The following is a 26,020-nucleotide window of genomic DNA, read 5'->3' as shown; positions in this document are numbered from 1 at the left end:
TGAGCAGCCTGAGCGTCCGGGACAGCCTGAGCAGCCTGAGCGTCCGGGACAGCCTGAGCAGCCTGAGCGTCCGGGACAGCCTGAGCAGCCTGAGCGTCCGGGACAGCCTGAGCAGCCAGAGCAACCGGAGCAACCTGAGCAGGGTCAGGACCAGCCCCAGGTCGTTCCGGGAGGGCAGGCGACCCCCACGCCGGGAAACGGTGATGGGGCCAGACAGACTCCCAATCCGCAGCCCGGTGGTTCGCCCGCGGATGTCAATGCGACCAACCCGGTGCCGCAGTTGCCGGTTCCTCAGTCCCCCAGCAGAGGCGCAGATCCCTCGGCCGCCCTGAACACCGGGGGTTCTCCGGCGCAGCGCTCCAATCCCGGGGGCGTCTCGGAGAGATCCAGAGGTTCGGCGCCCGCGTCTCCGAACCCGCTCGCCCTGGGGACGGTGAACAGGCCTTCCGCACCGGAGCAGGATCCCGACCCCACAACGCCTCGCCCCGCATCTCCGAGCGCTACCCCGCGACCGTCGACAACGGCTGGCCCTCGCAAGTCGCCGTCGGCATCGAGCTCACCGACTCCCAGTAAGACTCCAGTGACTAGCGATCAGGATGACGCCCGGGCCTCCGGCGGGCACAAAGAGAGCGATGATGGCGAGGGCTGGGGACTGTGGCCGTGGATCATCACCCCGTTGGCTCTCGGCGGTACGGGTGCCGCCGTGGCCGCCGGTGTGGCCAGCCGCAAGCGCCACACCACCAGGACGGGGATCTGATTCGGCTGGTGCCGCATCCTTTTTGATCACAAGCAGCTGATCATTTGTGATCAAAAAGGGTGCGGAGAGGTCTATCGCCCGGTATCGCTGCCTTCCGCTGCATCCCACTCCGCTTTGAAGCATTCCGACCGGCCCCGGTACCTCCAGGAGGAACGTGTGCACGATCTTCTTCTCTTCTCCAATCCCTGGGGTCCCACCATCGTCACTCTCATTGTCCTTGTCGTCATAGCCGCCCCCACCCTGGCGCTGACCCGCGCCTACCGTCGCGCGGTTACTCGCCGTCTCGCCGTCACCGAGGATCTCGAGGCCAGGACAGTCCTGACCGAGGGGCTGACCCGGGCCTGGAGCGTCACTGCCAAAACGGTCGCCATCACCGTCGTCGTCGCGACCCTGTCCACCATCTTCCCGGCCGCCGCCACCAGGAGCTGGGGAATCGGCGCGCTCATGCTGGTCGCCGCCGCGGGCAGCGCCTGGTGGTGGAGGACCCGGATGGTGTGGACCCGTGAATGCGAGTACCTCATGGGACCCGAGGATTGATCCCCGACTTTTCGGAGCCGCGGGGGATGCAAACCCTCCCCTCTCGCCTGCGGGGCCTTTACCGGTCGGTCAGCGCCTACGCTGAGGCCATAAGAGCGATCTGCTGACCAGGAGGCGACTGACCGATGTTCGGCGACGACGACGAGGCCAAAGTCGACCGCGTCATGTCCGAGTACTCCTATCGTCGGGAGAGCGACGACATGTGGGACAACCTCATCCTCTACCTGTTCTACGCGGCGGTGGCCGTCGTAGGGATCCTCGCCCTCCTGGGATGGCTCGACCACCAGCTGGGATGGCACATGAAGGACCAGTTCGTCGCCTGGCTCAAGGGCGCGGTGCAGATCAAGGCGATGAGCGCCGGGTACTCGATCCTGCCCTGAGAGATTCGCGCCGCGCCTCACCGGGGGCGCAGCTACACCCACTCCGAGGGGATCAGGCTGCCGCCCGTGTAGTGGCCGATGGGTCCGCGCATCGGGTCCGGCGTAGGGGTGTCCTCTATGGCATCTATGAGGAGCTTCGCCACGTCTTTCTGCGCATCGATGTTGATGCGGTGACCTCCTTGGGGAGATGTGGCGACGGGTAGATTAAATATTCCCTAATGATTATGGGGGTTGAAGGTGAGGAATATAGTCCTCACTCCTTGTTTAATGAGCTGAGTCATGTATTTGTGTGTCAGCCGCCCGTGGTAGGTTTCGCGTGTTTTGTCTTTGATGATGAGCAGTATTTTGGCGCCGCGGGAGTTTTTGAGGATTGGGGCGCTGATGATGGGGATGCGGGTGCGGACCTTGCGCTGCTAGGGTCTGGTGGTAGGCGCCCTCCCCAAATGGATCTGGGACTGGTGCTACACCATGTCGCGACCCGACATGCGTCCCAGGGTCTATCAAAGAATGTCTTGGCCTTGTCTCGCTCCTGGAGCCCGATTCTCTGCAGACCCGTCTCGAGATCGTGGCGCATGCGCTCCTCGCCCGGGATTGGGTTGTGTGAATAGATGGCTAATGAGTATGCGAAGTTCCTCTCATCGTCTCGACGAAGAACCTCTTACAATGAATTCCCAGATATGTGTGAGCCAATGCCCTCTCGGAACTTCTGCACTCCTCCGGAGTTCCCCTCGTTAAGGAACAGTTGTCCTATTTCCAATTGATGTACTTTTTAGGTACGCTGGCTCCTCGGTCGAATGTTTTTATAGGGAGCGGACTCGGGGTCATCCTATTCCACTCGAAGATCTAGTGGGTTTGGTGTCGGCTTGCAGCTGTGTAGGTGTATTTCTTTTTATGGTTTTTAATCTTGTGTGCGTTTGGAGTATCGTAGTTTATAGTATGCGTTTGTGATTTGGAGTCATATGTTTCTCTGAGTCTTTCGAGGATTGATTTCAAAAGTTGGCGTTGCTGTTCCAGATAGAACTGATCCCGGGCGTATTCTTCACTGCTTTTGAAAGTTCTGATTGACGGGAAGAAGGGGAAGGACGGGATGTCGGAGCGATCGGGATGCTTACGGCCCGAGGGACTGGTTCCCCTTTTCCTCCTCTGAGAGTCTGGTGGCCGGATCCATTCCCCCAACGTGCTGGTTGTATTGCGCTTCGCCTTCTGATGCGGAGAAGTCGATCCACCCCTCCCAGTCCTCCGCCGGTTGTCCTCCTGCGCCGAGCGCACCCACCTGCTGTCCCTCTAGGTCCGCGCCGCCCTGACGGAGGGGAAGCGATGAAGGGATGAGGTGATGGGGGCACTCGGCGCAGGGGGGCAGGGCCAGGTGCTCGGCCCTCCACTGCGGATCGGTGCTCTCGGGCAGGAATCTCAGCAGTGCCGCGGCGCTCAGGTAAGGGGCGTCCCAGGGCCTGTGGGTCAGGTAGACGGCTTCACAGCGGATCTCCTCCAGCATGCTCGCCGCGGCGATGACGGGAATGCCCGGTCATCCAGCAGTGCGCTGTCGATGCGGGTGTGGCGCAGGTGGGCGATGACGTGGGCCAGGCGCCCCTCCGGATTGAGGGGATTGACCTTCCAAGGGGCGGCCTCCTGCAGGAGAGGGGGCAGGCAGACGTGCATTCTCTTGGCCGTCAGGTCTTCGATCATTCGTTGTCGGTGGAATCGCCGCCTCCGGGCGGAGATGCGGGAGCGGCTGGTTGCCGGTCGGACATGGCGAGCCTTCGGTGAGCGGGCGCGGATCTGGTTGTCAGCTGTTTCGGCTTATTCTGCTTGGTATGAGCTCTGGATGGGTACTGACTCTGACGCCCGCCGCCGCGCGCACTGGGGCCGAGAAGCTGGGACTGGGCCCTGATGGCTTCATGGAGCTGACCGGTGAGATTCTGTCCGTCTGCGATGTGGAGACGCGCGTGGGCAGTATGAGGGATTCCGAGAGGGACCGGCTCCCCGAGTGGTTCTTCGTCCTCCAGGACCTTCCCTCCACCGGAGTCGTCATTCCGGAGGTTCATGTGCCCATGACGCTGGAGGTGGCTCTGGCCTGTGCCGAGCGTGGGGTCGAGGTGGATGCCTGGCTGGTGTCGTTCCAGGAGGCTCTGCGCGTGGTGTGGGGGCGCGGTGTGAGGGTGTTCCTGGACCGGGCCGGTCGGGGGAGCTCCTGAGTCCCGCGAGGCCCTACAGGGCTGAGGCGCCCCCCGACCTCGGCTGAACCGCTTCCGGGGCTGCCGCGGGGGTCTATCCCTCGGCGCTCGTGCCGCTGTCCGTGGGGGCGGTCGTCTGGTCGCCGTTGCCGGTTGTCGCACCTTCGTTGGGGGTCTGTGGCGTCGGTTGCTCATTGCCATAGGGGACGGGGGAGTCCGATGCCTCCGGTGCTGGGATCTGGGCGGTGGAACCGGATACGGACTGGTAGGCGGGCACTGGTTCGGAAGCGACCAGCCACTTCGTTCCCACGTGCTTCATCTGCATCTCGTAGGTGACTGTTCGTGTTGACGTGGATCCGGTCACCGTCCAGGTGACTTCGACGGTGGCCAGGGCGGTGTCTGCCTTCCCCTTGTTGTCGACCAGGAGTTTGACGTCGCCGATGGTGGGGGGCGGGGTGGACTCCATGGCGCCCCCCAGGCCGACCGTGGTGAACCCGTCGACCGTGTATTGGGCGAGAGTGGCGTCTTCGGAGGCAGCCCAGGCTGCGAAGAATGAGGGGTAGAAATCGGCTGCAAGGGTGTTGGCGGTGTCGTCGTCCTCCTTGGCGTCGGACTTGACCGATGGGAGTTTGGGCAGGCCCGTGCGCGCTGCGCAAGCCGTCGGCGTGGGGAGAGCGGACAGTGTAAAGGCCCATGTGGTGTCGGTGCCGTATGTGCTGGGTTTGTAGGCGAAGGTGGGCACGGCCATGCATCCCCACTTCCCCTCAGAGGTCTGGTAAGCGGCTGTGACGACGGCGTGGGAGCCGTCGATGATGTGGGGCTGGGGGTTGACGGAGACGAACGCCACCTGCTGGTGCCCTTTGCCGTTCCATCCCGCCATTTCGTCCATCCCGGAGGAGAGGAACTGGCTGACCTGGTTGGCGTAGTCGTCGCGCGAGGCCTCGTCGTAGGTTCCCATGACGCGGACGACCTGCCCGGCCCACTGGACCGCTTGTCCCGAAGGGAACCCGGCTCCCTGTTTCTCGAGCTGATTGGCGACCTCTGCGGACACGTCGTTCTTCGTGACCGATTGGGATGCGATGATCAGGGACAGCATGGAGAAGGCCGTCGTGGCCGCAACCAGCGCGAGGAGGAAGATCGCGTACTTGCGCCTGCCGCCGTAGATCTGGGCGCGTCGTAGCGTGGAGGACAGGGACGATTTTCCGTCCTTGCCGTCCTTGTTCTTCGAGGCGGGGGTGAAGAAGCGCTTGATCGCGCCCGCCAGACCGTTCTCCTGTCCGCCCTTCTCGCCGTCCTCCTCTCTCGCGTTCCGGATCTCCTGGGCGGGATCCTGCTTCTTCTTGCGGAAGAACCCGGCCTTCTTCGCCTTCTTCCCGGGGGCGGGTTGCTGGGGCATGGGCTGCTGCTGGGACGCGCCCTGCTGCTGGAGGTATGCCATGGCCGCGGCGAGTGCTGCGGGGTCGATCTGCGAGGGGTCGGGTCCCCCGTGTGGGGGCGTACTTGCGGGGGGCTGGGTCATGGCTTCCCTTTTCTCGTCTTGCGGTCGTCTCCTGACCACTGCCGCGGTTCTTGGACGTGCTCAGTCGTCGTCGACGACAGGCGCCCACGGTGAGGCCGGTGGGTGGTTCTGCTGGACGGGTCTGCTGGATCCATCCTGGACCGGTTCGTTGCCGGGGGCGGTGGCGGCGGTGGCGGCGGTGGCCTTAGGGCGCGGTGGGACTGGCGGCGGGATGCTGGCTCGCCTGGAGGTGGAAAACCTGGGAGCTGGGGTATAGGAGGTGCCGTCCTCCTCCTGGCCGGGGCGATCGTACGAGGGATCCAGGGAGGCGAACCCGTCGTAATCCCACGGCTCGGGCGGTGCCGGCCGGTCGGGCAGCTCGGGCGGCGCAGGTTGCTCCGATGCGGTGTGCGTGGAGGGTGCCGGTGCGGTGGGCAGTGGTGTCCAGACGGCGTTTGTGACGGCGGCGTTATTGGACGTGGCGTTCGTCAAATGGTTCTCCTGTGCCGTGTTGGCGGCCTCGAGCATCACCGAGGGAGGGACGATGGCGACGATGGGGATGTCGTAGTTGAAGTACTTCTCCCAGCCTTTGCGCAGTCGTGGATGGTCGGTCCACTGCCTTGGTGTGGCGGGGACTCTGTGATCGGGGTCGACTTCCAGATTGGGGATGGATCGGAACCAGATGTAGGCCTGGTGGTTGGGGAGGTTCTGGAACTCTCCGGGGTCGACGAGGGGGTGCCCGGGTTCGACGGTGCGCTGCTTGCTCCGTCCGATCGTCTGCTTCTCCCCTCCGACGGCTGCCGATGCCTCTCCCTGGCGTTTTTCTACCTCGATGAGACCGAATCCGGAATTGGCCGAGAGTTGCTCGGCGGAGGCGATGTCGTCGCTGCGCAGGGCGATGATGGTGGAGGCGTTCCCCAGGATCGCGGTTTGGACGCTCTGGGGCCAGGCCGATAGCTGTTGGGTGGCGAGCCATACCCACATGCGGGCCTCTCGGGCCTGTTTCAGGAGGGTCTCGACGACGACCGCTTTGTCTCCCAGGGCGGAGGCCTCGTCGATGAGTATGACCATGGGTTCTCCTCCAGCCGTTCCTCGCATGCGTACCTGCATGACGGAGGTAAGGTGCTGGAGGATGAGCGTGCCCACTCCCTTGACGACAGATTCGTTGGCCGCGGAGATGGACACGTATCCGATCGCGCCCGAGGCACTGATCTGGGTGGGGTCGAAGACGGTTCGTCCGGGGTGGTGGCTGGCTGTGCTGAGGTTGGGGGCCAGCGGGTCCGCGATGTTCTGGAGTTGGGACTTCAGACCAGCGAGGTCCTTGTCCGTGATCGTGTGTCCGATGGCCCGGGTGAGGTGGTCAGCCGCGGGGGCGTTGGTACGGGAGACCTTCTTGATGGCTGATTTGGCTTCGGCGGTGCTGCACATGCGCAGGAGGAAGTCCATGGTGGACTCGCCGTTGCTGAGACCAGTGTGTTCCAGGAGGCGAAAGCAGAAGCGCAGCCATCCCTGTGCGACGCTGGTGTAGTAGGAGGCTGCGCCTTCGGTTGTCATGTCGAAGCACGACAGCAGCATGGATGCCTTCTCCTCGGGGGTTCCGGCCCAGTTGAACGGTTCGTAGAAGGCGGGTTCCTCCCCAGGCACCGGGGTGCCGACCTGAAGGGCGATGAAGGGCTTTCCCGCCGCGAGGGCGGCGGCCCTGACCGCTTCGCGGGTCTTGGCCGAGGCCTTGAAGTCGACGACGATGCTTCCCCATCCGCCTCCGACGACGGGGTAGTAGATGACCGGGTAGGAGGCCACGGTCTTGCCGGAGCCGGTGGCTCCGACGATGACTCCATGGCCGAGCTCATCGGCGGGGCGCTCCACGATCTGGCCGGCGCGGTACCCCTCCCACGGCAGGGAGTGCCCTTCGACGTAGCCGAATCTGACGTAGAGGCCGGATGGGGGCGTACCAGCGCGTCTTGTGAACATCTTCGGTTTCATGCTGGTTTCTGCTCTTTTCCTATTCCGTGGCGTCCTGGATGTCGGCGGTCGCTAGCTCGTCGCGGGCGGCCTGCTTGGATCGTTCGAGGGAGCGCAGCCCTGTTCTGGGCGCTTGGAGGAACTTCTCCTGGGACAGGTCGATGCCTGCGCCGCGTCCGAGCGCGAGCAGTCCGCCGATGACCAGTCCGGGGGCGGAGTACCAGATTGATCCGATCAGCCAGATGAATAGGGCCAGGGGCCAGTTCGGGGTTCCGCGCAGGGCATGTCCGAGTGCGACGAACATCGATCCGAAGGGGATGACTCCCACTGCCGCCGAGGCCGCCCATAGCAGGATTCCGATGGCGAGCGCGATCAGGGGGCGCCTTTTCCAGGTGTCGTTGTTTCGTAGGAATATCAGGGGCAGTCCCGCTGCGATGGCCGCGCCCGGGGGACACAGGACGAACAGGACCAGGATCATCGGTGTGACCGACTTCCAGGATGTGAATGGTCTTGTCGTCATCTCCCGGATCGCGAATCGTTCCACTCTCCGATACGGGTAGGCGTTGAGCATCAGTGGACCCTTCCGTCGAGGCGCATCGATGCGCTCTGCATGTTCTGTTCCATGCGCAGAGCGCCGAGCATTCTCTTTCCCACGGCCGAGGGCTCACCTTTGCTGTTGAGCAGGGGGGAACCGTCCAGGCCGATGCCGGGAAGCCCCACCCATGAGGTGGTTCGTCTCAGGTAGCCGTCTTGCTGTTCCCGCGGCGGCGGCTCTCCCCAGTGCTGGACCGTCTCCACGAGCGTGGGCGTCGTCGAGGTGTCTGCTATCTCCCCGGCTTTGAGAAGGTCGGTGTAGGCCTGACGCACCCGGTTCCGGATCGGTGCACGGTCGCACAGGTACCAGATGGCGTCGACGTGTGGGTCCTCGGTGTAGGTCAGCAGCTTCTCCCTGTAGTCGCGTATCGGTCGCGACATGACTCGTTCCACCTCGATGGCGGTGAAGGATGCGCGGCCGGAGGAGCTGGTGTGCAGGATGGCCAGGTCCGGGCGCTTCGATCGGGGCAGCCCGTCTCGCTCCTGTCCGGTGCGCTTGGCCTTGAACAGGGATGTGGGGACCTCCTGGGTGAGGCCGTCGCGGAACGTCTGTCCTGATGTGGTCTCTCTTTCCGAGAGAATTGTGAGCCCGAATAACGACTCGATCTGGAACCCGATGTCTGCGGAGTCCCATATGTGCCCGGCTTTGAGAACCGATGGCTCCGTGGCGATGCTGTAAGGGGCGTGCATGTACTCCTTCCCGGTTCTCGTCAGCCACCACCCGGTGGTGACACGTCCTGGTTCCCAGGATCTGAGACGGGTGACGAGTCCTTCTTTGAATCCGGGGATTTCGACCTTGGAAAGACGCGACATCCGGGTTCTCAGGTTCGACAGGTGTGTCGAGGCTTTTTGTCCTTTCGAGCCGTCGGGCATGGGATTGAGGGGGGATCCCTTGGGAAGCCTGTCATTGGACATCATGACGGCCCATGCGGCCCATCCCTTGTCCATTCGTCCGAGGTGTTCGTCGGTGAGTGAGTACCAGCGGGCGATCCACTCGAGATGCTGGTGGTCGCGGTGCGTGATCGTCATCCCTCGGCGTCGGCCGCCGACGGTCGTCATCATTCCGGGTGTGTCCAACTGTGTTTCTCCGTCGTCCTGCCCTGGGGTGCGGCCTGTGCGTCCCGGTGCGCCTTCGGAGGGCTGCACCTGTCGAGATCGTAGTGGCCGTGCTGCGACGAGGGGGTGCTGCGCGGCCTGCGGGGTGCATACGGCGGGACGTGCGTGCCCTTGCGCCAGGTTCTACGCCAGGGGTCATGCCGGGGCCTACGCTGGCGCCCCATGGGTGGGTAAGGTCCGCCTAAGTATGCGATCATCCGTTGGTGCTGCTGGAAAGGACGGGGCATGACGGCCTGTACCAGCGGCGCGGTTTTCTATGGGTTCCCGTTTGCGTTCGCCCCTTCTCCTACTTCTGCCGGTCGGTGGGGCCTTGCTGTCGAGTCCGGTGTTCGATTCCTCCTGGTGCGGTCACTCCGACCGGTGTCCCCTTGGAGCTGGGCTCTTGCTCCGGCCTTCAGTTAGTGAGTAATGGGGTTATTCTGTATTGGTTTTGCTGTGTTGATTGTTGATGCTGCGGGGTCCTATCGAGATGAGAAATGGTGTGTTGAATGTTGTCGCGACGCTGGGTGCAATGACTTCTCATCGTCGTGGGATTGATCTCGGACTCACTGCCGCGGTCCTGTTCTGGATCGTGGTGTGGGGCGGCTTTATGGTGGGGGTCGGGTGGTTCGTACTCGGGGTTCTGCCTCGTCTAGGGCGTCGTGGTGCTCGTGCGGTGCAGGTGGGGGTGACGACCGCTGCCGCTGCGAAGGGGAAATCGGTTGGGGCGGGGTATGCGCCTGCATTCGGCCAGCCCAGGACGGGGCAATGGGTGGATGCGCACCCGTTGGGGCGCTGTCCTCGAAGTGCGCCCAGGCACGGGTCAGACGGATTGTGCCAGTACTGTTCGTGGGCGCGTATTTCGGGGGTTCCCGGGCCGTGGGGGAGGGGGATGGCGATTGTCTCGCCCGTGGGGTGGGATGCTTATATCGAGAGAGTTCTGGATGTTACGGGAACGCCCTGGTTGGACGGTACTCAGGATGCCTGGGGTGTGCCCAGAGTGATGCCCGGGGAACTGGGGTGGGAGGAGGAGTCTTCCTGGCTGGCGCAGGTTGAGGCCGCCGGTGGGCAGGTCTTCTGGCCCGTGGATGGATGAGGGGGCTCTTCGGGGTGTGCACCCTGTTCGCCGGTTCGGGGTGGATGTTGCATAAACGACCGGTTTAGGACATGTTGTGCCTGGTCGGTGACACGCCGACTGCTGAGTGTTCAAAAGCCGTGTTCAAAATACTCTCCACGTCCGCCGTGAGGAGCTGTGCCCGTGCATCATGGGGGCGTGGTCATCATCGGATACGCCCGCGTCAGTACGCGGGAACAGCAGCTCGCGATGCAGATCGATGCTCTGAAGAGCGCCGGTTGCACCAAGATTCTTACCGATGTGGCGTCCGGGGCTGTCTCGGCTCGGCCTGGTCTCGACCTGGCTCTCGACGCCCTCGGAGAAGGCGATACTCTTGTCGTGTGGCGTCTTGATCGTCTTGGTCGCTCTCTTTCCCATCTGGTGTCGACAGTCGACGACCTTGCCGCTCGGGGCGTTTTCCTGCGCAGCCTGCATGAGGCCATCGATACGACGACTGCGGCGGGGCGTCTGACTTTCGCTATCTTCGCTTCCTTGGCCGAGTTCGAGCGCGAGCTCATCACTGAGCGCACTATCGCCGGTCTTGAGGCTGCTAGGACCAGAGGCGCTCCTATCGGTCGCCCTACCGTGTGGACCCCGGAGAAGGACGCCGCGGCCACTGCGATGCTCTCCAGTGGGGCTACGGTCACCCAGATGGCCAAGGCCCTTGGGGTCTCCCGAGCCACTATCTACCGACACGTCATTCCGGATCGGTAATGCTCGGCGTACCCTGCGGACTCTTCTACAAGAGGTACCTAGATCCTTTCACTCAGGAGCTCCACCGGGACGGCCCGCGCATCCCGGTCAAGGGACATCAAGAGATATCAAAGGGCTGATGGAGGCGTCTGTGGTGGTCGTGGTTGTGTCAGGGGCAGCGCCGTCTCGGCAACGTCGTTGCTCCGTGTGGTCCGGTACCAGCGTGTTGGAGACGATCCCATCGTCCTACTGGGCGAACAGAACCACATCCATGACATCATGATTCTATGGAGTCGTCATCTGTTGCACCCTTTGAATACGGGTGGGTGTCATGGCCTGGATCCTGCTGATAGTGGCAGCCCTGGCCGCGGCGGCGAGTGTCGATGCTCCCTCGCTTGGATACAAGGCCGCTTCGGTCGCGATCATGCTGGGAGCCTGCGCGGCCTCCGTCTATCTGGCGGACGGACCGCTATGGGGGCCGGTAGTCGCCGCTGCTGTCGGAGCTGGTACGGGCTTGATCGTCTCCGCGCTTATCGGGGGCTCCTCGTCGGACCGGGGATCGTCGCGGGGCTGATACGGCCAAGGTACCTCGGGGGCGCGTCTTCGGCGCCTCCATGCTCTCCTTAGAGCGTGGGCTCGGTCGTTTCCGCATGGTGGTGCCGGTGCGGGTGCCCTAGGGTGGTCGCGGACCTGTTGTCGAAGCCCCCTTAACCTCTTGTTCCTCATACGGGGGGTGGATTGGAGCGGATCGTGGCGAACGGATTCGGCGGCTTGCCGTCCTGGGCCAGGGGAGGGCGGGCTTCCGGTGCCCAGAACGCGGGGGCTCCTGCTCCTGCGTTCCAGGGGAATCCTGCGTTCCAGGGGAATCCTGCGTTTCAGAACAATCCCGCGTTCCAGGGGATGCAGACTCCTGCTCCGGGGCCGGTTCCGGCTGTTCCCGACACGGAGGTTTGGGGCGACGACACTCCGGTGTTCCACGACCAGGGATCAGTCGTGCTCTCCGAGTGCGGGCCGCAGAAGCGCCCTAACGGAGAGACCTATTTCCCTCGTCGTATCGGTAACTACGAGGATGTGTCCTGGATGCGTCACTGTCGCCAGGAGCGTCAGCACGTTCTGTTCTTCGGTCCTCCCGGGACGGGGAAATCGGCCTTGTCGGACGCTTCCTTTCCCGACGGCTTCGAGATGCTCGTGTGTACGGCCGACACCACCGAGGCCGACATCGTCGGCGGCTACATTCAGGATCCCTCGAACCCGATGACCTTCCTGTGGGCCAACGGACCTTTCCTGCGGTCCCTGGAGAGAGGGGTCCCCTTCATCATCGAGGAGATCGCGTTGGCCGATCCCCGTGTGCTCTCCGTGGTCTATCCGGCGATGGATGGGCGCTCCTACGTCGAGGTCCCCTCCAACCCATCGCTGGGGAAGATCCCGGTCCCCACGGGATGGAACGTGGTGGCCTCCTACAATCCGGACGTCCCCGGGGCATCTATGAGCGACGCCCTTCTGGACCGCTTCGATCACAACGTCGAGGTAACCACCGACTGGGATCTGGCCGCCGGTCTGGGCGTGGACGCCTCTATCATCCGGGTCGCCCAGGATCTCGACCAGCGGCGCCGCTCAGGGGAGATCGGCTGGTCCCCGCAGCTGCGCTCCCTATTGTCCTACCGCGATGCGGCGGCGAGCTTCGGCTACCAGTACGCCCTATCCAACCTGGTCTCCAAGACGCCGAAGATGTATAGGCCGGTCGTCGTTTCCGCCATCGAGCGGGTATTCCCCGGTAAGGCCGCAGTACGGGACAAGAACGGTGGATCTGAGCCGATCCTCCTGGGACTGGGACCCCGTTACAGCTGACCCCCGTCATGATGCCAAGGCAGCATCGTCCGACGGCTTCCGGGGTTAATTGGTCAGCGGGAGCCGGTTAGGGCCTGTTGCCCCGACGTCCGTCGGCTGGTCGGGTCTCTGCGCCTGTAGGGTTCTGACTATGAGCGCCGAGAGGTCTGTCACAGCTGTCTCTACGCCTGCTGCACTCGTGGACGCGCATGCCCGTGAGCGTGAGGCCCTGGGGGATCTCGTACCCGAGCTGCTGGTGATGAGGGATCGTGAACGGGGTTCCACGGGATCCACGTTCTACGCCGCCACCCTGGCCGCGCTGGTGGACCATCGGTGGCCGGTCACTGCGCTGGCTCGGATCGTCGGCGAGGACTACGCGAGTATTCAGGGGCGTCTGGCCGACCCCGGTGCCCGCCCCGGGCTTCTTCCCGTCAACACGGTCGTGCCCGACTACCCCGAGCAGATCCTCATGGACATGCGGGCCGCGCGGAGGGGGCCGCTCATGAACCCGGCGGTGGCCAACTTCGTGCGTCGCTTGGACTCCGTGGTCAACGGGAATCGCGACCGTTTCTCGAGATTCGGGGGCCGGGAGGAATTGTTCGACGCGCTTGCCGGTACCTACACGCGTGACGGCCTGCTCGGGATCGGGGCGGAGGCCATCCGCCGCGAGTATGACCGGGGCGTCGCCAAAAGCGCGCTGGTCAACGGCCTGGGACGGACCTACACCGCCCTGGGAAGGCGCATGAGGATGCGTCTCGAACCCGTCAACGGATGGGTCGTCCTCCACGGCCCCGAGGATGACCCCGAAGAGTTGCGGCGTCGCTACGTGTTCCGGCGGGATGCGGTCGACTATCGCGGGAGGACGAGCGCTCCGCACGTCCCGGGGAGGCCGGTGCGCCTCGACGAGGTCCCCACATCCCCATACCCCGCTGGCAGCGACCCTTTCCGGATGATGCGGGCCGGCGTCTGCTAGTTTCCCGCGCACCAACGGGGCCGCTCGGTCGATTCCGCTTCCGGGACGATCACCGATGTCATCGTCCTTCATAGAGAGAATCTCTGATATCGGAAAATCGAAGTATTATAGTTTTTCCATTTCACAGTACCATAGTGTCATCATGTGATTGTACTGATCATGCGGTTCTTGACGGCTCCGGGACACCTCGAGTCTCCTGACCGCGCCGGGGCGATTCCCTGTCGACGGGTTTTGTAGATCGTGCTGCGGACTCGGGAAGGGGTCAGCTGATGGTCCCATCCTCGGCGAGGGTGAGGCCGTGGTACTCCAAGAGCTTGTGGGTGGCGGCCTTCTGATCATCGGTCGTCGGGTCGCCGGCCATGGCGGTGATGGCTCTCTCCATCCAGTCGCGCAGGCTGGTTCCGGCCTCTTTCGCCTTGCGGACGGCTACTGAGGTGATGGTGGGGTCGATGCGCACGGTGAGCGCGTCCCGGGGCGGTTTGGAGGGGACGTGCCCCGACCTGTCCAGGGTGATGCCGTAGCGCTTCGGGTTGAGCACCATGTCCTCGCGGATGGGCCGCGGGTAGGGCGGGATGATGCTTTTACGGGGGGCCTTGTCCCGCCCTCCGGCCAGGTGGGCGTCGAGCGACAGGTTGATCCATCGGGATCGCAGGAGGGGTAGGCCTGCGTCGATCCAGTCGGCCCTGCGGGCCCTGTCGACCTTCTCCTGGGTGGAGAGGGGCCAGCTGATCGACTGGTGGATGGCCGTCTCGTTGCGTTCGCGGCTGATACCGGCGGCGAAGATGGACGCCCTCGTCTGCGGGTCCCAGGAGGCGGCCTCCTCGAGGGTGAGGACGATGAAGTCGTCCAGGCTCATGCCGCCCGCGGCGGCCTCGGAGCGCGCCGCTCGGTAGATGGAGGACTGGATGTTCGCGCTGATGCGCGTCCGTTCCCTGTGGGGCGTCGGGGTCCTGGAATCGTCCGTGGTGGTACGCATTGCGAGAGGCCTTCGCTGGGTGGTGGATGAGGGGATCTGTTCCCCTTATGCCTTTATTGGGACAGGTTACACCAATTTTGCTCATAAAGAGTCAACCATTTAGGTGTAAACCGTGTATGCACTTAGTTTGCTGTTTTGTTATGTGCGAGCTGAGTGTTGATCGCCGTCCACACGGCGTTGAAGGACGCTTCCGGACCCTGCACGCCCTGCCTATTGAGGGCGGTTCGGGCCTGAATGCTGCCGGGGGCTGCCAGGATGATGGCCACGAGCTTGTTCTCGGGGGTGGTGACGGTGATCCTCGCCTGATCGGTGAGGCTCCCGTCGGTCCCGGCAATCGGCGCCCATGAGGCGACCAGGCCGGCGGACCTGGCCCGTTCCCCCACCTCCCTGTAGATTCCGGCGGCTCCGGCGCGGTTGAGCGGGTGGGTGTCGAGGTAGTCCTGACCGAATCGTCCGTGCTCGGCGGGGTCGGGGGAGGGGCCAGTGTGATCGGGGCAGTACAGGGCACCGTTCCTCGGGCATGTGTAGTCCCCCTCGGCCCGGCAACCGTTGTAGGCGCATCGGGGCGATCCAGAGAGGGAGGCCGGCACCTCCCCGGCGTGCGGGAGGGACGCCCAGTCGTTGGGGGAGGTGTCGTCATCGCTGCTGACGGGTCGGGGAGTCGAGGGGAGCGCGTCCTCGGGCTGGGGCTGTTCCCATGCATCGGGGACTCCGTTGTTGTCGAGGTCCTCCATGGCTGCGATGCGCACGCGGGCGGCGTCGCCGTCGAACATACCGGCTCCCGGCTGCCGGTTGCGGGGCAGGTATCTGTCGAGTGTGCCGGTGTTGCTGTTCCCCCCGAACCAGTACGCCTGGAATCTCTTGACAGGTTGCCCCGTGGCCATCTGCACGTAGCAGCGTCCCGGGATGGGGTGCTCGATCACCTCGCCGCTGGGGGAGGTGGATCTGCGGGTGGTGGGCATGTAGGGCATCTCGCTGCCGGCGACGCTGAAGAACCCCTTGCAGGCGACGTCGTCGAGGCGGCCGGCCATGATGCGTACAGGCGCCATGCGGACGCGGGTGGAGCCGATCTCGGTCATCTTGGCCTCCTGGGAGATGATGATGACGTGGATGCCGACGTTCCTGGCCTTGCGCTCCCACAGGCTGGTCATGAACAGGATGTGCGCCCGGGCTGCGTTGTCCCGCTTGATCTGCTCTGCCTCCCGGCCCTGAGCGGTCTCCTTGCCGGTGTGGTCGAGGAACTCGTCGAGGATGACGAGTACGGGCGAGAGCCGGTGGGCGGCCTTGACTGCGTCGGGAAGCTCCAACCAGTTGGAGCAGTCGCTGTAGGAGGCCAGGACCTCCTGCCTGCGCCTGTGCTCGTCCTCGATGAGGTCGCAGTGTGAGGCCATGACCTCGAATCCGCTGATGTCATCGCCCTCGGCATTGGTCCCATCGGCGTTGCCCCGGGAGCACAGGACTCCGGGGCGACCCGCCCACCTGCTGGCTAGGGGACCCTTGGGATCCAGGATATGGGCGCTGCCGTGGAGGGCGGGGTCCCACGGCATCGTCTTGAGGACGTTCTGGGCGATGATCGGCTCGATGGCGGTGGTCTTCCCCGCACCGGTCGCCCCGACCACCAGCGCGTGGTTGGAGGGGTTGACCAGATCCAGTCGCTGGACGCTGTCGGGGTGATCGATCGACTCCCCGATGTAGAAGCCCATGGGGTTGTCGTTGTCGACGTCGCCGTTCCATATCGCTGAAACCGGGTAGCGGGCGGGGCTGACGATGGCCCCGGATCCGTTCGGCTTGCGGGCGACGTGCCAGCCGGAGCGTCGTGGGTACTTAGCGGTCAGGTTGGCCTCGAACTCGGTCCACGCCTTGTTGTCCGTCACCGACAGGTCGCCGGGGGCCATGACCTCGAAGACCCTGGGGATGATCGGGGTCCCGTCCCTGGTGGTGTCCCACTCGATGACCCTGACCGCCTTCCATCCGGTTGTCAGGTTCAGCCAGGTGGCCAGGCTCATCAGGGCCCCCTTGGTGCGCGGGTAGTGAAGGGTGGCAGCGGCGATCCGGCGAATCCCCTCGGCGGCTCCCCGCTGCATCTGGGTCAGGAACCTCTGCCGTCCTCCGATCACGCCCCACCACACGGCCACCGGGAGCAGGGATCCCGCGGGCCGCAGCCACCCGTCCGGGGCTACGGGGGAGAAGGGCAGGAGCACGACGGCCGCAAGGGCCAGTGCGGTGATGGCCCACTGCGCGTATCTCCACCACCGGTTGTCTCGGTAGATGATCGCGTCCGCCCAGCCCCGGGCGCGCCCGGAGACCAGGGGCGGCAGGAGGGGGCGGGCCTTGGCCCTGGCCTCCTTGGCCCCGGCGCCCTTGGCGCGTGCGCGCTGGTAGCGCACCACCTGGATGATCGGGTGGGAGACGGGAACGGCCAGCAGGGAGGCGATCCACACGGCCAGTCCGGGACGACCGATCACATAGGCGGGGGCCAGAACCAGTGCAGCGGCGCACAGCACCCATACCGCGGGCATGAGGGTCATTGCGATCCAGCGCTGACGCGCCCGTTTGCCCTCCTCTGCCCCATCCGTTCCGGTACCGGCGACCTGACGGGATGCCGCCTTCGTCTTGCTCAGGAGGGGGAGGGTGCGCATGTTCTCCACAGTAGGGCACCCCCCAGACCTCTTATCCGGTGCCTCTGCAGGGATCGCGCTAGCGGGGGCGCGCGCTTGGATAGGGTCGAATCCGCTCGGTCCGCCAGGGACCACGAGGAAGGGGGGCTCCGACATGATGGGCTACGGCCACGCCGCTATGGGGGCGGCCGGTTTCCTCGCTCTGACCTCGTCCAGCTCCCTGGCGCTGGGGATCGCGCCCCAGCCCCTGCCTGTCGTGGCCGCCGGCGCCCTCCTGACCGCCGGTGCAGCCCTACTGCCCGACCTCGACCACCACGACGGCACGATCGCCAGATCCGTGCCCGCCGTTCGGATCCTTGGGGTCACCCTCGTGCCCAGCCCCACCCAGGCGATGGCCGCCCGCATCGAGCGGGCTTCCGGCGGTCACCGCCACCTGACCCACTCCCTGGTCGGGATCGGCGCCGCCACCGCGGCCGCGGCCGGCCTGACCCTCCTGCACCTGCCGGCCTCCTGGGCCGCGGCACTGGCCAACCGCGCGGGATGGGTACTGAGCCCCGAGCAGATCGGCCGCGGCCGCGGTGTCGACGTCGGCGTCGTCCTGGCCGCGGCCCTCCTGACCGCCTTCGCCGCCAAGGCCCTGCGCATGACCAAGATGGCCGGCAACGACGTCGGGGCGGTGCTCATGCGCACCTGGGTCGGACCCTGGGTGGCGGGGGTGTTAGTGGGCGTTTACACCGGCGTCTTCCTCGACACCAACCGCTTCGTCCTCCTGCCCGCAGTCGTGGCCCTAGGAACCTTCATCCACTGCCTCGGAGACACTCTGACCACTCAGGGGGTCGCCTGGCTCCAGCCCTGGCACGGTCCGGCTCCCGCGTCCGTGTACGCCGCGGCCGGAAGACGGATTCCCTCCCCGGGCGCTGCCGGGTCGCCGAAGACGCGACCGGCCCGCGCGCGTGCGGTGTTCACACGGGCCGCCGCCCGAGCGGTGTCGCGATGCTGGCCGCCCAACGGCTACATCCGGCTTCCGATCCTGGGGACGGCCGGCTCCAGGCGTGAGCACGTCCTGAACATCGCACTGGTGAGCTACTCCATGTGGCTCCTGGCCCACGAGGCCTTCGCCCTCTGGGTTCCCGGAGCGACCGCCTACGTCATCTGACGCCGGCGACGTCGCCCCCGGCCGCGCCCGTCCTCCTCCCGATCAGCGCAGAGACCTGAGCAGCGGCAGGCGCTCCTCGATCGCGCGTGCCCGGTTGGGGGCCAGACGGTAGGTCAGGGCCCACCTGCCCCGGCGCAGGCAGTTGCCGTCGAGCATCAGCGAAACCCTCGAGTGCTCCCACCCCACCCCCAGGCGCTCCAGGTCCCGGTACAGGCTGGACATGGGCACCCGATTACGCGTGAGATAGGTGTGGACATGGGCCGCGCGCCACCTCCAGATCGGTGAGAACGAGCCGGATACGAACTCCCCACCCCTGTCATGGCGCACCGTCTCCCCCCGCCCGCGGACCAGCGCCAGGGATCGTCCGGGCGACTCGTCGGCCCGCAGCCCCAGGAGGTTCCAGTCGCAGCCCAGCATCCGGCGGGCGCAGGCCTCCGGCTCCTCGATCAGCACCCGGTGCAGCGATCTGGACGACCTCTGCTTGCCATCGGTGGGCCGGCCGGTGAGGAACCCCTCCTGCTCGAAGAGGGAGACGGCGTCGGGGACGGCTGGAATCCTCACGATTCCGCCCCATTCCTCCTGTGTTCTTTCCATCCACCTGAGTGTCTGGGGGAACTCCGCCCCGCTGTCGTAGAACACCAGGGGCGTGGACGGATCCACCCGGCGGGCCAGGTGGGCCACCGCGGTGGAGTCCTTGCCCCCGGAGAGGGCCACCCATGTCCCTGGATGGTCGACCATCCACGCCTCGATGGACTCCATCGTCTGCTCGACCAGGCCGCCCAGATCCACCATCCGTCCCCGACGCGAGCCCAAGGGCGCCGCGATCTTGCCCGATCGGCTTACAGCATCCACGGATCGTCCCCCGTCGGATCGCTGGGAACTGGAACAGCCAGGCCGGTCACGTGAGCCGTCTGCGGCGGGCGCAGGCCCCATATCCCCTCCTCCCATTTCTCGCTCGCTCCCCATCTGGTGGCGCATTCGACCGGAACTGGGCGCAGAAGGGCTCCGGAGGAATCGACATGGATCCAGCCCTGCCAGTCCCGCCGGGGCAGTTCCACCGTCTCGACCTGCCAGGAGTGGACCATTCCCTCGCCCGAGCCGCGGGCCTTACCCAGAGCGACTACCGGGGCCAGCAGGCGCATCATCAGGCCGGGGTCTCCGACCGCCCTCCACCGCAGGAGCCCCCACCCGCGCACCTCGTGCGGGGTCATCCGGTCCTTGTAGGCGGTCTTGGATGCCAGCATCACCGGCCACGGGCGGGCCGCGGCCCGCCCGATCCACGAGCTGTCCATCACCCGCGTCCGCCGCCGGTGCCCCACTAAGTCGGCCATGTCCGGGTCCACCATGACGCAGGATGCGGCCCAGTGCCACCCCGCCTCCCCGCCCGGGCAGATGGCCACCGGAAGCGGCAGATCCGTCTCCTTGTCCACGGAATCCTCCCCCTGGGCCTGCAGAACCCGCATCACACGGGTGGCCAGCAGCCCGGCCAGGTCCAGGCCGGGCTCGTCCATCGCCACCCCCAGCGGGGCGGTGCAGGAGATCACCAGCGGTCCCCAGCCAGGTGCCAGCCCGGTCAGAGCCACGACAGCGCTTCCGATGTCGCCGCCGGGTCGTCCAGCATGGCTCGGCGCCAGCTGCCCCGCTCCGGCTCGCAGGCCCGCCCCATCACGTCGGTCACCGTGCGCTCGTAGGAGGCCTCGACATCTCCCAGACCCCTGCCCCTGCCCCCGCCCAAACGGGCACGGTCGCACCACACGCGCATCAGGTCCTCCAGGCAGTCTGCCTCGTCCGCAGTCAGATCCTCGCCCACCACCCGATGCCACAGGGTCGTGCCCGCCGCCAGCGTCTCAATCTCGAAGCGCATCGGCGAGATATCGGCAACGCCTGCGTCCTGCGACGACCCGACCAGAGCCGCGATGCTCGAGACGTCGGATCCCACCGTGTACCCCTCGCGCTCCATGAGCTCGTACACCGACGGCCACCGCCGACCATCGCGGGTCAGCCTCTCGCGATCCAGTCCGGGAAGCAGATGCAGGGTCTCCCGGCCAACCGGGATGGCCTTGGAGACCATCAGCCGGCCGGCCATCATCCGGCCCCCGCCGACAACTCCCATCAGTCCCAATAACGGGATCCGTTCGCGCAGGCGCGCCTGCCTATCGCCGGTGAGCACTTCGCGGGCCGTGCGCGTCTCGGTCAGTACACCCCCCTGGGCCAGGGCCGTGACCACGTTGAACGGTAACGGCCCCCCTCCCAGGGCCTCATGGACCATCGCCGCTCCCAGACGCCGCATCCGCCCTCTGATCACAGCCCCGGAGACGATCGGGACCCCGATCACCTCGCCATCGGCGGTAACCACGTTCTCCCGGCGCAGCACGTGCACCCTTCCCCCGCCGTCGCCGACGTGTGATATCGACGAGCGTGCCACCAGCGTCCCCGTGTACGTCACCGTCCTCATAGGAGGTCCCCTTCATCGGTGAAAACCGTGTCCCGGACCCGCTCTGCGGCTGCTTCTCGCCGAGTGCGCACCCACATCCGCGTCCGATCCACCAGGTCCGGAGCCCACTCGTCCAGGACCCGCAGCACCCGGGAGTCCCTCACCGGGGGCACCAGCAGCCCGGGACGCACCAGCAGGTTCTTCTCATGCAGCAGGCCCGAGGCCCCCAGGGGAACACCCCCCATCGTGTCGACGAACTTGCACCACCAGTCCACCACCGTTCCCGACATGGCGGACCCGCGCACGGCGTCTCCGAACGCGCCCCAGTAGCGCTCCAAGCGCTCCCCGGCCCACACGTCGCGGTTCATTGTCAGATGGGCGAGCATCAGCAGGCGCTCGGCCACCGCCTCAGCGGGGTCCTCCAGGGGCAGGTAGGGGGACTGGTCCACCAGCCCCTGCACCGTTGTCAGGCCCCACCGGGCCCGAGAGGTCTCATCACCCGTCATCGCTTCCCCGCCCGATCGACTTCGACGGCGACCGCGCCCGCCGCGCCCCGGGTCGCCCTGATCATCACGCCCGCCCACTGCGAGGCCATCCACGGCCTCCACACCCTCCAGGCGGCCCGGACCCGGGACCGCTCCTCGGCGCCCAGCCCGGACAGCACCGCCCCGGGAGCGTCCCTCGCGACCAGGTCGCGCTCCCCGGCCCCCATCTGCCGGATGAACCCGCCTGCCCTCGCGGCCCGGGCCTGAGCTGGTCCCCAGCGCAGCTCCCCGGCGTCCGAGACCACGCACCCCCAGGCGGCGAACGGGAGAACGCTCTTGCGTCCCCCCACCGGTACCACCAGGCACTCCGAGGACCTCAATGGCCCGGCCCGGAGCCGATTGGCCGTCTGACTCCACTCCCACTGGCCCACGCCCCCGCCCGCCGTCAGGTGCAGACGCCTGCGGCGCAGGTCTCCGGGACTGACCAGCGCCCAGGCGCACGGCGCGCACACGAGTCTGCGCCCCGCGGCGGCATCGGTGCGGATCAGGTCCCAGGAGGAGAACCTCCGGGAGACCACCCCCAGGGCCTCCCACACCTCCGCGTGCCTCCCGCAGGCACCGCACGCCCCCTCCACCGGGTCACCAGTAGGCCTCCAATCGCCGCCAATGCGCCCATAAGCGACCAGGACCGGTGACATCATGGAACGGGCTCCTCACAGCAAGCTCGGAAAACCGAGGCGATATGCGCTCTGACCATGTGCGCAACAATCGGCAAGCGCTCCAAGCGTATGCTCCTTTTCAGTGGAAAACCCAGGAATCAGGAAGGACTCGGCCCTATGCCCCGGGCCCACCCCACCATGAGCACCACCCTCGACGACCTCCAGGACCGGTGGCCGGTCTTCTCCAGCATCCTTGTCGATTACTTCGCAGCCAGCCCAGGTGCCCGCCGGGGGCGCAAGGGCGACGACGCGACCTTCCTGACCCGCTTCTCCGCCGTCGGCGGCGAGAAATCCCCCGAGTTCAACGGTCTGCACGCCGAGCTCACCGGCCTGATCCAGCGCCCCGGCGAGGCCAGCGACCTGCTCAACCTCACCTTCGGGTACGTCGACGCCACCGGCAGCCCCGACCGCTCCCATCCCGGCTACATCGACCGCCCCCAGGCCAGGTCCCTGATCACCGGCCTCCTGTCCGATCTCTACACCACTGACGAGCAGGGAGACGGCGCCGACGAGGAGGAGGGACTGGCCGGTTTCGTCGACGTCCGCGCCCAGGCATTCGACGAGTACCGCCGTTACACTCTCTTCCACCTGCCCGCCAGGACGCCCGGACGACTTCCCTCCTGGGTGTCCCGCCACGGGAGCCGGGCGCTGGCGGGAATGGCGGTCCCGGCCCCAGTCGCCGCCGCCGTCGGCGCCGCTCTGGCAGCCGCCGGGTGGGGTATCTCCCAGGGACTGCAGTCATTGAACATGCCCGACGGCGTCGTCCTGCCCCTGTCATGGCCCTTCCTCCTGGGAGGGCTGGGGCTGCTCATCTGGGCGGTCTCGGCAATGCTCCTGGTCCGTTCCTCGATCATCAACCCGCCTACCGAGGAGGATGAGGAGGAGGAGAAGGAGACCGCCGAGAAGAAGCGGGCCAAGAGCAAGGCTCGCCGCAACATCCTGCGGAACCTGCGCTCCTAGAGCCGTCCGGGGCATCCCGGTCGCGGCGCTCCCCAACTCGTTGCGCGCACGACAGGAGGATCGACAAGATGACTGCGGTGATCATCCCCGCCCCGGCCCAGATACCTGCCCCCGACCCCGCCACCGTCATCACCGGGGCTCTGGTGTCCGCCGTCGCGGTCATCCCCCTGCTGTCCGTCGTGGGCGGCCTCTCCCTCATCTTGACCCGATGGGTGAGCGACCAGCACACGCCCGTGGCCGCGCCAGCGAAGCGGCTCCTCCTCCTGGCCGTCTCTGCCTGGGGCGCGGCCACCGTCGTATCGACCTGCATCGCCACCCAGAACGGCTTCAGCACCCCGGGCGGTGTGCTCCTGGTCGCCCTGGCCCTGTGGTCCGTCTACGCCTCGGCGCGTACCGGGTACCTCCTTTGTGCTGCACGCCAGGAGAATCAGGGGCTGCTCCACCTCCAAGGAGCCCCCCGGCAACCCGGTGCGCCTGCGGTGCCCGACGCCGTCGTCGAGCCGCTGCGCCCCGCCCCGGGGCAGTCGAGGCCGCGCCGCCCGGGACGGTCCTCCCGACGCCGGTAGTCACCTCCGGTGGGTGGATACTGCCTCTAGAGACCCCCCATCCGGCCCTGGCGCATCTGCCGTCCCACGTACTCCTTGATGTCGAAATCCGTGATGATGAGACCGGCACTGCGCGCCTGCATGAGCACCTCCGCGGCCATGATCTCGTCACCCCGGCTCATCAGGTCGGCGTACCGGGCGAGCCACGGATCCTTCTGGGCCTGCTCGGCGAGCTTGTCCAGCTCCGCATCCCGGCCCCGGGCGACCACGGCTGCATGACGCCTGGCCATGAAGATCCGAGCGCCCGTCCTCCCCCTGTAGAAGCTCCTGCTGAGCAGGTACCAGGCCAGAGCTGCGGGAATAGCCAGGGGGAGCGACATCATGATGCTTGCCACCGGGTAGGTGATGTAGACGCCCCCGTTGTAATGACTCGCATCGCCCGCAGCCGTCCACAGCCCCATGAGGGCCGCCACAGTCATGATCGCTCCGGCGATTCCCAGTGGCACCAGCTTCGAAGGGGGTTTGATCTTCATCAAATCCGATTCCGGCTCCCACTCGGGCAAGGGGGGCTGTGTGGGGTACTGCTGAGTCATTGTCGCCTCCCGAGTGGTAACAATCACGATTTCATGGGATTCTAGTATCGTGAACGCATTAGTTCATGATGTTGTAGTGCTGTTTTGATCTGTGTTGATGGCCTTCCCGAAGAAGACCGTCAACACCGGCAGACTTCTACGGATCCAGCCTAGTCCGTGGTCTGGTAGACAGATTCTGTGCGGACGGTGACGGATCGTCGACCTGTACCCGATGGTGTGAATGGAGTTTCGTATGAGCACTTCGATAGTGCCCGGCTCTGAAGGGGCCGTGGTGTCTGGTGGGTTGGGTGTTGTGGGTGGGCGTTTGGCTCGTGGGGTGCCGTTTATGTCGGGGCGTAGGGATGTGCCGTTGTTCGTTCATGGGGAGCGGGAGCGGGAGTGGGGTGCGTGGTGTTGGTTGGATCGGTCGTTGGTGGTGGTGGAGCGTTTGGGTTCGGTGGGTGGTTTGGGTGGGCATGTTGAGACTCTGCCGTCCATCGACGCCGCTGATGCCGCTGGCGCTGGTGCCGTCGCCGGTGGTGGCGGTTCTGGTGGTGGTGTTGGTGGTTTGCATGTGTGTTTGGGGCCGTTGTTGGTGGGGGCTGGTGGGGATGTGAATCCTTTGCGTCCTGCGGGGCGTAGGGCTCATCCGACGGTGCCTGGTGGGTTGGCGCATGTGAGTGCACATCTTCGTCATACGCGTGTGGATGTGGGGGTGTTGGAGGGGGTTTCGTGGCCTGTGGTGGCGGCTGCTTTGTTGTTGGAGGAGGTGCGGTGTGAGGCGGCGTATTTGGGTGATCGGCCGTGGGATGCTCCGTATTTGCGGGCGTCGGCGTTGTTGTGGTCGCTTCCGGATGGGGGTGATCGGCGGTGGGGTGCTGCGTATGTGGGTGTGAGTGTGTTGGGTCGGGTGTGTTCGGGTGTGTTGCAGGTGGAGGATGTGCGTGGTGTGCGTGAGGAGGTAGTGGGGGTTTTGGGTGCTGGGCGTGTTGGTGAGCTTGAGGGTGTGTGTGCTGGGGTTCTGGGTTTGGTTGATGGGGATACGGAGGGTTTGGTGGGTTTGGGGGAGCGGTTGGTGGGGGTTGTGGGTGATGTGCCGGGGTATGCGGTGTTCACTGATCCGTGTGCGGCGCGGACTCATGGTCTGACTGCTCCGCGGTCCCCTCACGACCACGACCAGGACGACCAGAGCAAGGACAAGGAGAGGGAGAAGGACGACCAGAACAAGGACCGGGACCGGGAGCGGGGTCAGGATCAGCCGGTTCAGGGCGACCGGGAGCGGGGTCGGGACTCGTCTGCCGCTGTCGGTGCTGGTGGGGGCGGTGATGACGGTGATGATGATGCTGGTTCAACCGGCGCAGGCGTTGGTGCTGGTGGTGTGGTGGGTGTGGGGCCGGTTCTGGAGTGGTGGGATGCCATGAGAGTGCTCATGGAGAGGGTCGGAGCCGCCGCTTCTCGAGGGGCCCGCCAACAACTCACCCAACAAGCCCAACAGAGCATGCCGAAGCTTATTCACATCCCCTTCTCCCCCCATGAGGAGGTCCCCCCTGACCCGAAGCAGGAGGCAAGCCTGAACCGTAAGGTGGAGGAGAAGGCGCCCAAGTTGTTCAGGCGTGAGGAGCGCGGGCTCAATCGTCTGCTGAGTCTGAGTTATCCGTGGGATCGGGAGCCCGATGCGGGTGAGGTGCGGATGTTCCATGAGTTGGAGGGGGCGCTGCGTCGGGCGAGTTTCCGTGAGCGGGACAAGGCCAAGGTGGCCTTCGATCGTCCTCCGGGTCGGATGTCGGGGCGGGATATGGTCCAGCGCCGGGCTCAGATCCAGATGGGGCAGCTTCCCACGGCCAGGCCGTGGCGCAGGCAGGTTTACGCCCATACCCCCTCGCCGACCATCCACACCCTCATCATCACCGAGAGCCGCCGAAGTATGAACTGGGTTCGCAGACCCATCGAG

The 26,020-nt window shown here is 65.8% G+C and carries 24 protein-coding genes; 11 read left to right on the top strand and 13 right to left on the bottom strand.

Features of this window, described 5'->3' with window-relative positions; genetic code table 11:
* Positions 1-580 precede the first annotated feature (580 nt).
* From HMPREF0975_RS15800 to HMPREF0975_RS13195, 3 genes are all read left to right on the top strand, one after another.
* The gene (locus HMPREF0975_RS15800; protein ID WP_156808312.1) at positions 581-757 is read left to right on the top strand and encodes a hypothetical protein; all 177 of its coding nucleotides are present in this window, start codon (positions 581-583) and stop codon (positions 755-757) included.
* A gap of 156 nt (positions 758-913) precedes the next feature.
* Entirely contained in the window at positions 914-1,294 is a 381-nt protein-coding gene (locus HMPREF0975_RS13200) for a hypothetical protein (protein ID WP_009234705.1), read from the top strand.
* A gap of 125 nt (positions 1,295-1,419) precedes the next feature.
* Positions 1,420-1,674 (top strand): hypothetical protein, encoded by a 255-nt coding sequence (locus tag HMPREF0975_RS13195; RefSeq protein ID WP_009234704.1) that lies wholly within the window; start codon positions 1,420-1,422, stop codon positions 1,672-1,674.
* A gap of 1,108 nt (positions 1,675-2,782) precedes the next feature.
* On the opposite strand, the gene HMPREF0975_RS13190 is transcribed toward HMPREF0975_RS13195, so the two are convergent.
* Entirely contained in the window at positions 2,783-3,169 is a 387-nt protein-coding gene (locus HMPREF0975_RS13190) for a hypothetical protein (RefSeq protein WP_009234703.1), read from the bottom strand.
* A gap of 319 nt (positions 3,170-3,488) precedes the next feature.
* Between HMPREF0975_RS13190 and HMPREF0975_RS13185 the strand changes: the two genes are divergently transcribed.
* On the top strand, positions 3,489-3,869 hold the full coding sequence (locus HMPREF0975_RS13185) for a hypothetical protein (RefSeq protein ID WP_009234701.1): 381 nt from the start codon (positions 3,489-3,491) through the stop codon (positions 3,867-3,869).
* A 73-nt stretch (positions 3,870-3,942) separates the two neighbouring features.
* Here the strand turns inward: HMPREF0975_RS13185 and HMPREF0975_RS13180 are convergent, their stop codons facing one another.
* The 4 genes from HMPREF0975_RS13180 to HMPREF0975_RS13165 are packed head-to-tail and all read right to left on the bottom strand — an operon-like array spanning position 3,943 to position 8,964.
* The gene (locus HMPREF0975_RS13180) at positions 3,943-5,367 is read right to left on the bottom strand and encodes a conjugal transfer protein (RefSeq protein ID WP_009234700.1); all 1,425 of its coding nucleotides are present in this window, start codon (positions 5,365-5,367) and stop codon (positions 3,943-3,945) included.
* A 60-nt stretch (positions 5,368-5,427) separates the two neighbouring features.
* Complete coding sequence (locus HMPREF0975_RS13175) at positions 5,428-7,329, bottom strand: type IV secretory system conjugative DNA transfer family protein (protein WP_009234699.1); 1,902 nt, start codon at positions 7,327-7,329, stop codon at positions 5,428-5,430.
* 19 nt (positions 7,330-7,348) lie between these two features.
* Positions 7,349-7,828, bottom strand: a complete 480-nt coding sequence (locus tag HMPREF0975_RS13170; protein WP_155885626.1) for a hypothetical protein — start codon at positions 7,826-7,828, stop codon at positions 7,349-7,351.
* 50 nt (positions 7,829-7,878) lie between these two features.
* On the bottom strand, positions 7,879-8,964 hold the full coding sequence (locus tag HMPREF0975_RS13165; protein ID WP_009234697.1) for a hypothetical protein: 1,086 nt from the start codon (positions 8,962-8,964) through the stop codon (positions 7,879-7,881).
* A 1,291-nt stretch (positions 8,965-10,255) separates the two neighbouring features.
* On the opposite strand from HMPREF0975_RS13165, the gene HMPREF0975_RS13155 reads away from it, so the two are divergent.
* The 3 genes from HMPREF0975_RS13155 (at position 10,256) to HMPREF0975_RS13140 (ending at position 13,604) form a co-directional block, all read left to right on the top strand.
* On the top strand, positions 10,256-10,825 hold the full coding sequence (locus tag HMPREF0975_RS13155; RefSeq protein WP_009234695.1) for a recombinase family protein: 570 nt from the start codon (positions 10,256-10,258) through the stop codon (positions 10,823-10,825).
* Between the two features lie 879 nt (positions 10,826-11,704).
* A complete protein-coding gene (locus tag HMPREF0975_RS13145; RefSeq protein WP_009234692.1) occupies positions 11,705-12,652 on the top strand; it encodes an AAA family ATPase in 948 nt (315 codons plus the stop codon).
* A 130-nt stretch (positions 12,653-12,782) separates the two neighbouring features.
* Positions 12,783-13,604, top strand: coding sequence for a hypothetical protein (locus tag HMPREF0975_RS13140; protein WP_009234691.1), 822 nt, complete (start codon positions 12,783-12,785; stop codon positions 13,602-13,604).
* A gap of 262 nt (positions 13,605-13,866) precedes the next feature.
* On the opposite strand, the gene HMPREF0975_RS13135 is transcribed toward HMPREF0975_RS13140, so the two are convergent.
* Both HMPREF0975_RS13135 and HMPREF0975_RS13130 read right to left on the bottom strand, forming a co-directional pair.
* Positions 13,867-14,580 (bottom strand): hypothetical protein, encoded by a 714-nt coding sequence (locus HMPREF0975_RS13135; protein ID WP_009234690.1) that lies wholly within the window; start codon positions 14,578-14,580, stop codon positions 13,867-13,869.
* A gap of 122 nt (positions 14,581-14,702) precedes the next feature.
* Complete coding sequence (locus HMPREF0975_RS13130; RefSeq protein WP_009234689.1) at positions 14,703-17,219, bottom strand: hypothetical protein; 2,517 nt, start codon at positions 17,217-17,219, stop codon at positions 14,703-14,705.
* Between the two features lie 133 nt (positions 17,220-17,352).
* Here HMPREF0975_RS13130 and HMPREF0975_RS13125 point away from each other — a divergent pair, with 133 nt between their 5' ends.
* On the top strand, positions 17,353-18,354 hold the full coding sequence (locus HMPREF0975_RS13125; RefSeq protein ID WP_009234688.1) for a metal-dependent hydrolase: 1,002 nt from the start codon (positions 17,353-17,355) through the stop codon (positions 18,352-18,354).
* Between the two features lie 42 nt (positions 18,355-18,396).
* Here HMPREF0975_RS13125 and HMPREF0975_RS13120 read toward each other — a convergent pair whose 3' ends face one another.
* The 5 genes from HMPREF0975_RS13120 to HMPREF0975_RS13100 are packed head-to-tail and all read right to left on the bottom strand — an operon-like array spanning position 18,397 to position 21,974.
* Complete coding sequence (locus HMPREF0975_RS13120) at positions 18,397-19,206, bottom strand: phosphoadenosine phosphosulfate reductase domain-containing protein (protein ID WP_009234687.1); 810 nt, start codon at positions 19,204-19,206, stop codon at positions 18,397-18,399.
* Positions 19,194-19,898 carry a hypothetical protein gene (locus HMPREF0975_RS16340; protein WP_021609438.1) on the bottom strand — a complete coding sequence of 235 codons (705 nt, stop codon included), beginning with the start codon at positions 19,896-19,898 and terminating at the stop codon, positions 19,194-19,196. Before HMPREF0975_RS16340 ends, HMPREF0975_RS13120 begins: the two co-directional genes overlap by 13 nt.
* 29 nt (positions 19,899-19,927) lie before the next feature.
* Positions 19,928-20,809, bottom strand: a complete 882-nt coding sequence (locus tag HMPREF0975_RS13110) for an RAMP superfamily CRISPR-associated protein (RefSeq protein ID WP_009234685.1) — start codon at positions 20,807-20,809, stop codon at positions 19,928-19,930.
* A complete protein-coding gene (locus tag HMPREF0975_RS13105) occupies positions 20,806-21,294 on the bottom strand; it encodes a hypothetical protein (protein WP_009234684.1) in 489 nt (162 codons plus the stop codon). The genes HMPREF0975_RS13110 and HMPREF0975_RS13105 overlap by 4 nt, the downstream gene beginning before the upstream one ends.
* Positions 21,291-21,974 (bottom strand): hypothetical protein, encoded by a 684-nt coding sequence (locus HMPREF0975_RS13100; protein WP_009234683.1) that lies wholly within the window; start codon positions 21,972-21,974, stop codon positions 21,291-21,293. The genes HMPREF0975_RS13105 and HMPREF0975_RS13100 overlap by 4 nt, the downstream gene beginning before the upstream one ends.
* A 135-nt stretch (positions 21,975-22,109) precedes the next feature.
* Here HMPREF0975_RS13100 and HMPREF0975_RS13095 point away from each other — a divergent pair, with 135 nt between their 5' ends.
* Entirely contained in the window at positions 22,110-22,952 is an 843-nt protein-coding gene (locus HMPREF0975_RS13095) for a hypothetical protein (RefSeq protein ID WP_009234682.1), read from the top strand.
* Positions 22,953-23,020: 68 nt separating this feature from the next.
* Positions 23,021-23,518: a hypothetical protein gene (locus tag HMPREF0975_RS13090; RefSeq protein WP_009234681.1), complete on the top strand. Its 498-nt coding sequence runs from the start codon at positions 23,021-23,023 to the stop codon at positions 23,516-23,518.
* Between the two features lie 26 nt (positions 23,519-23,544).
* Here the strand turns inward: HMPREF0975_RS13090 and HMPREF0975_RS13085 are convergent, their stop codons facing one another.
* Positions 23,545-24,090 (bottom strand): hypothetical protein, encoded by a 546-nt coding sequence (locus HMPREF0975_RS13085; protein WP_009234680.1) that lies wholly within the window; start codon positions 24,088-24,090, stop codon positions 23,545-23,547.
* Between the two features lie 928 nt (positions 24,091-25,018).
* Here HMPREF0975_RS13085 and HMPREF0975_RS16335 point away from each other — a divergent pair.
* The coding region (locus HMPREF0975_RS16335) for a hypothetical protein (RefSeq protein ID WP_198009187.1) at positions 25,019-26,020 on the top strand (1,002 nt) is incomplete at its 3' end.

This window comes from Actinomyces sp. oral taxon 849 str. F0330 (assembly GCF_000239715.1).
GTDB classification, from domain to species: Bacteria; Actinomycetota; Actinomycetes; order Actinomycetales; family Actinomycetaceae; genus Actinomyces; species Actinomyces johnsonii.
Note: the sequence above shows the minus strand (reverse complement) of the source record. Positions and strands in the feature narration are given on the sequence as shown.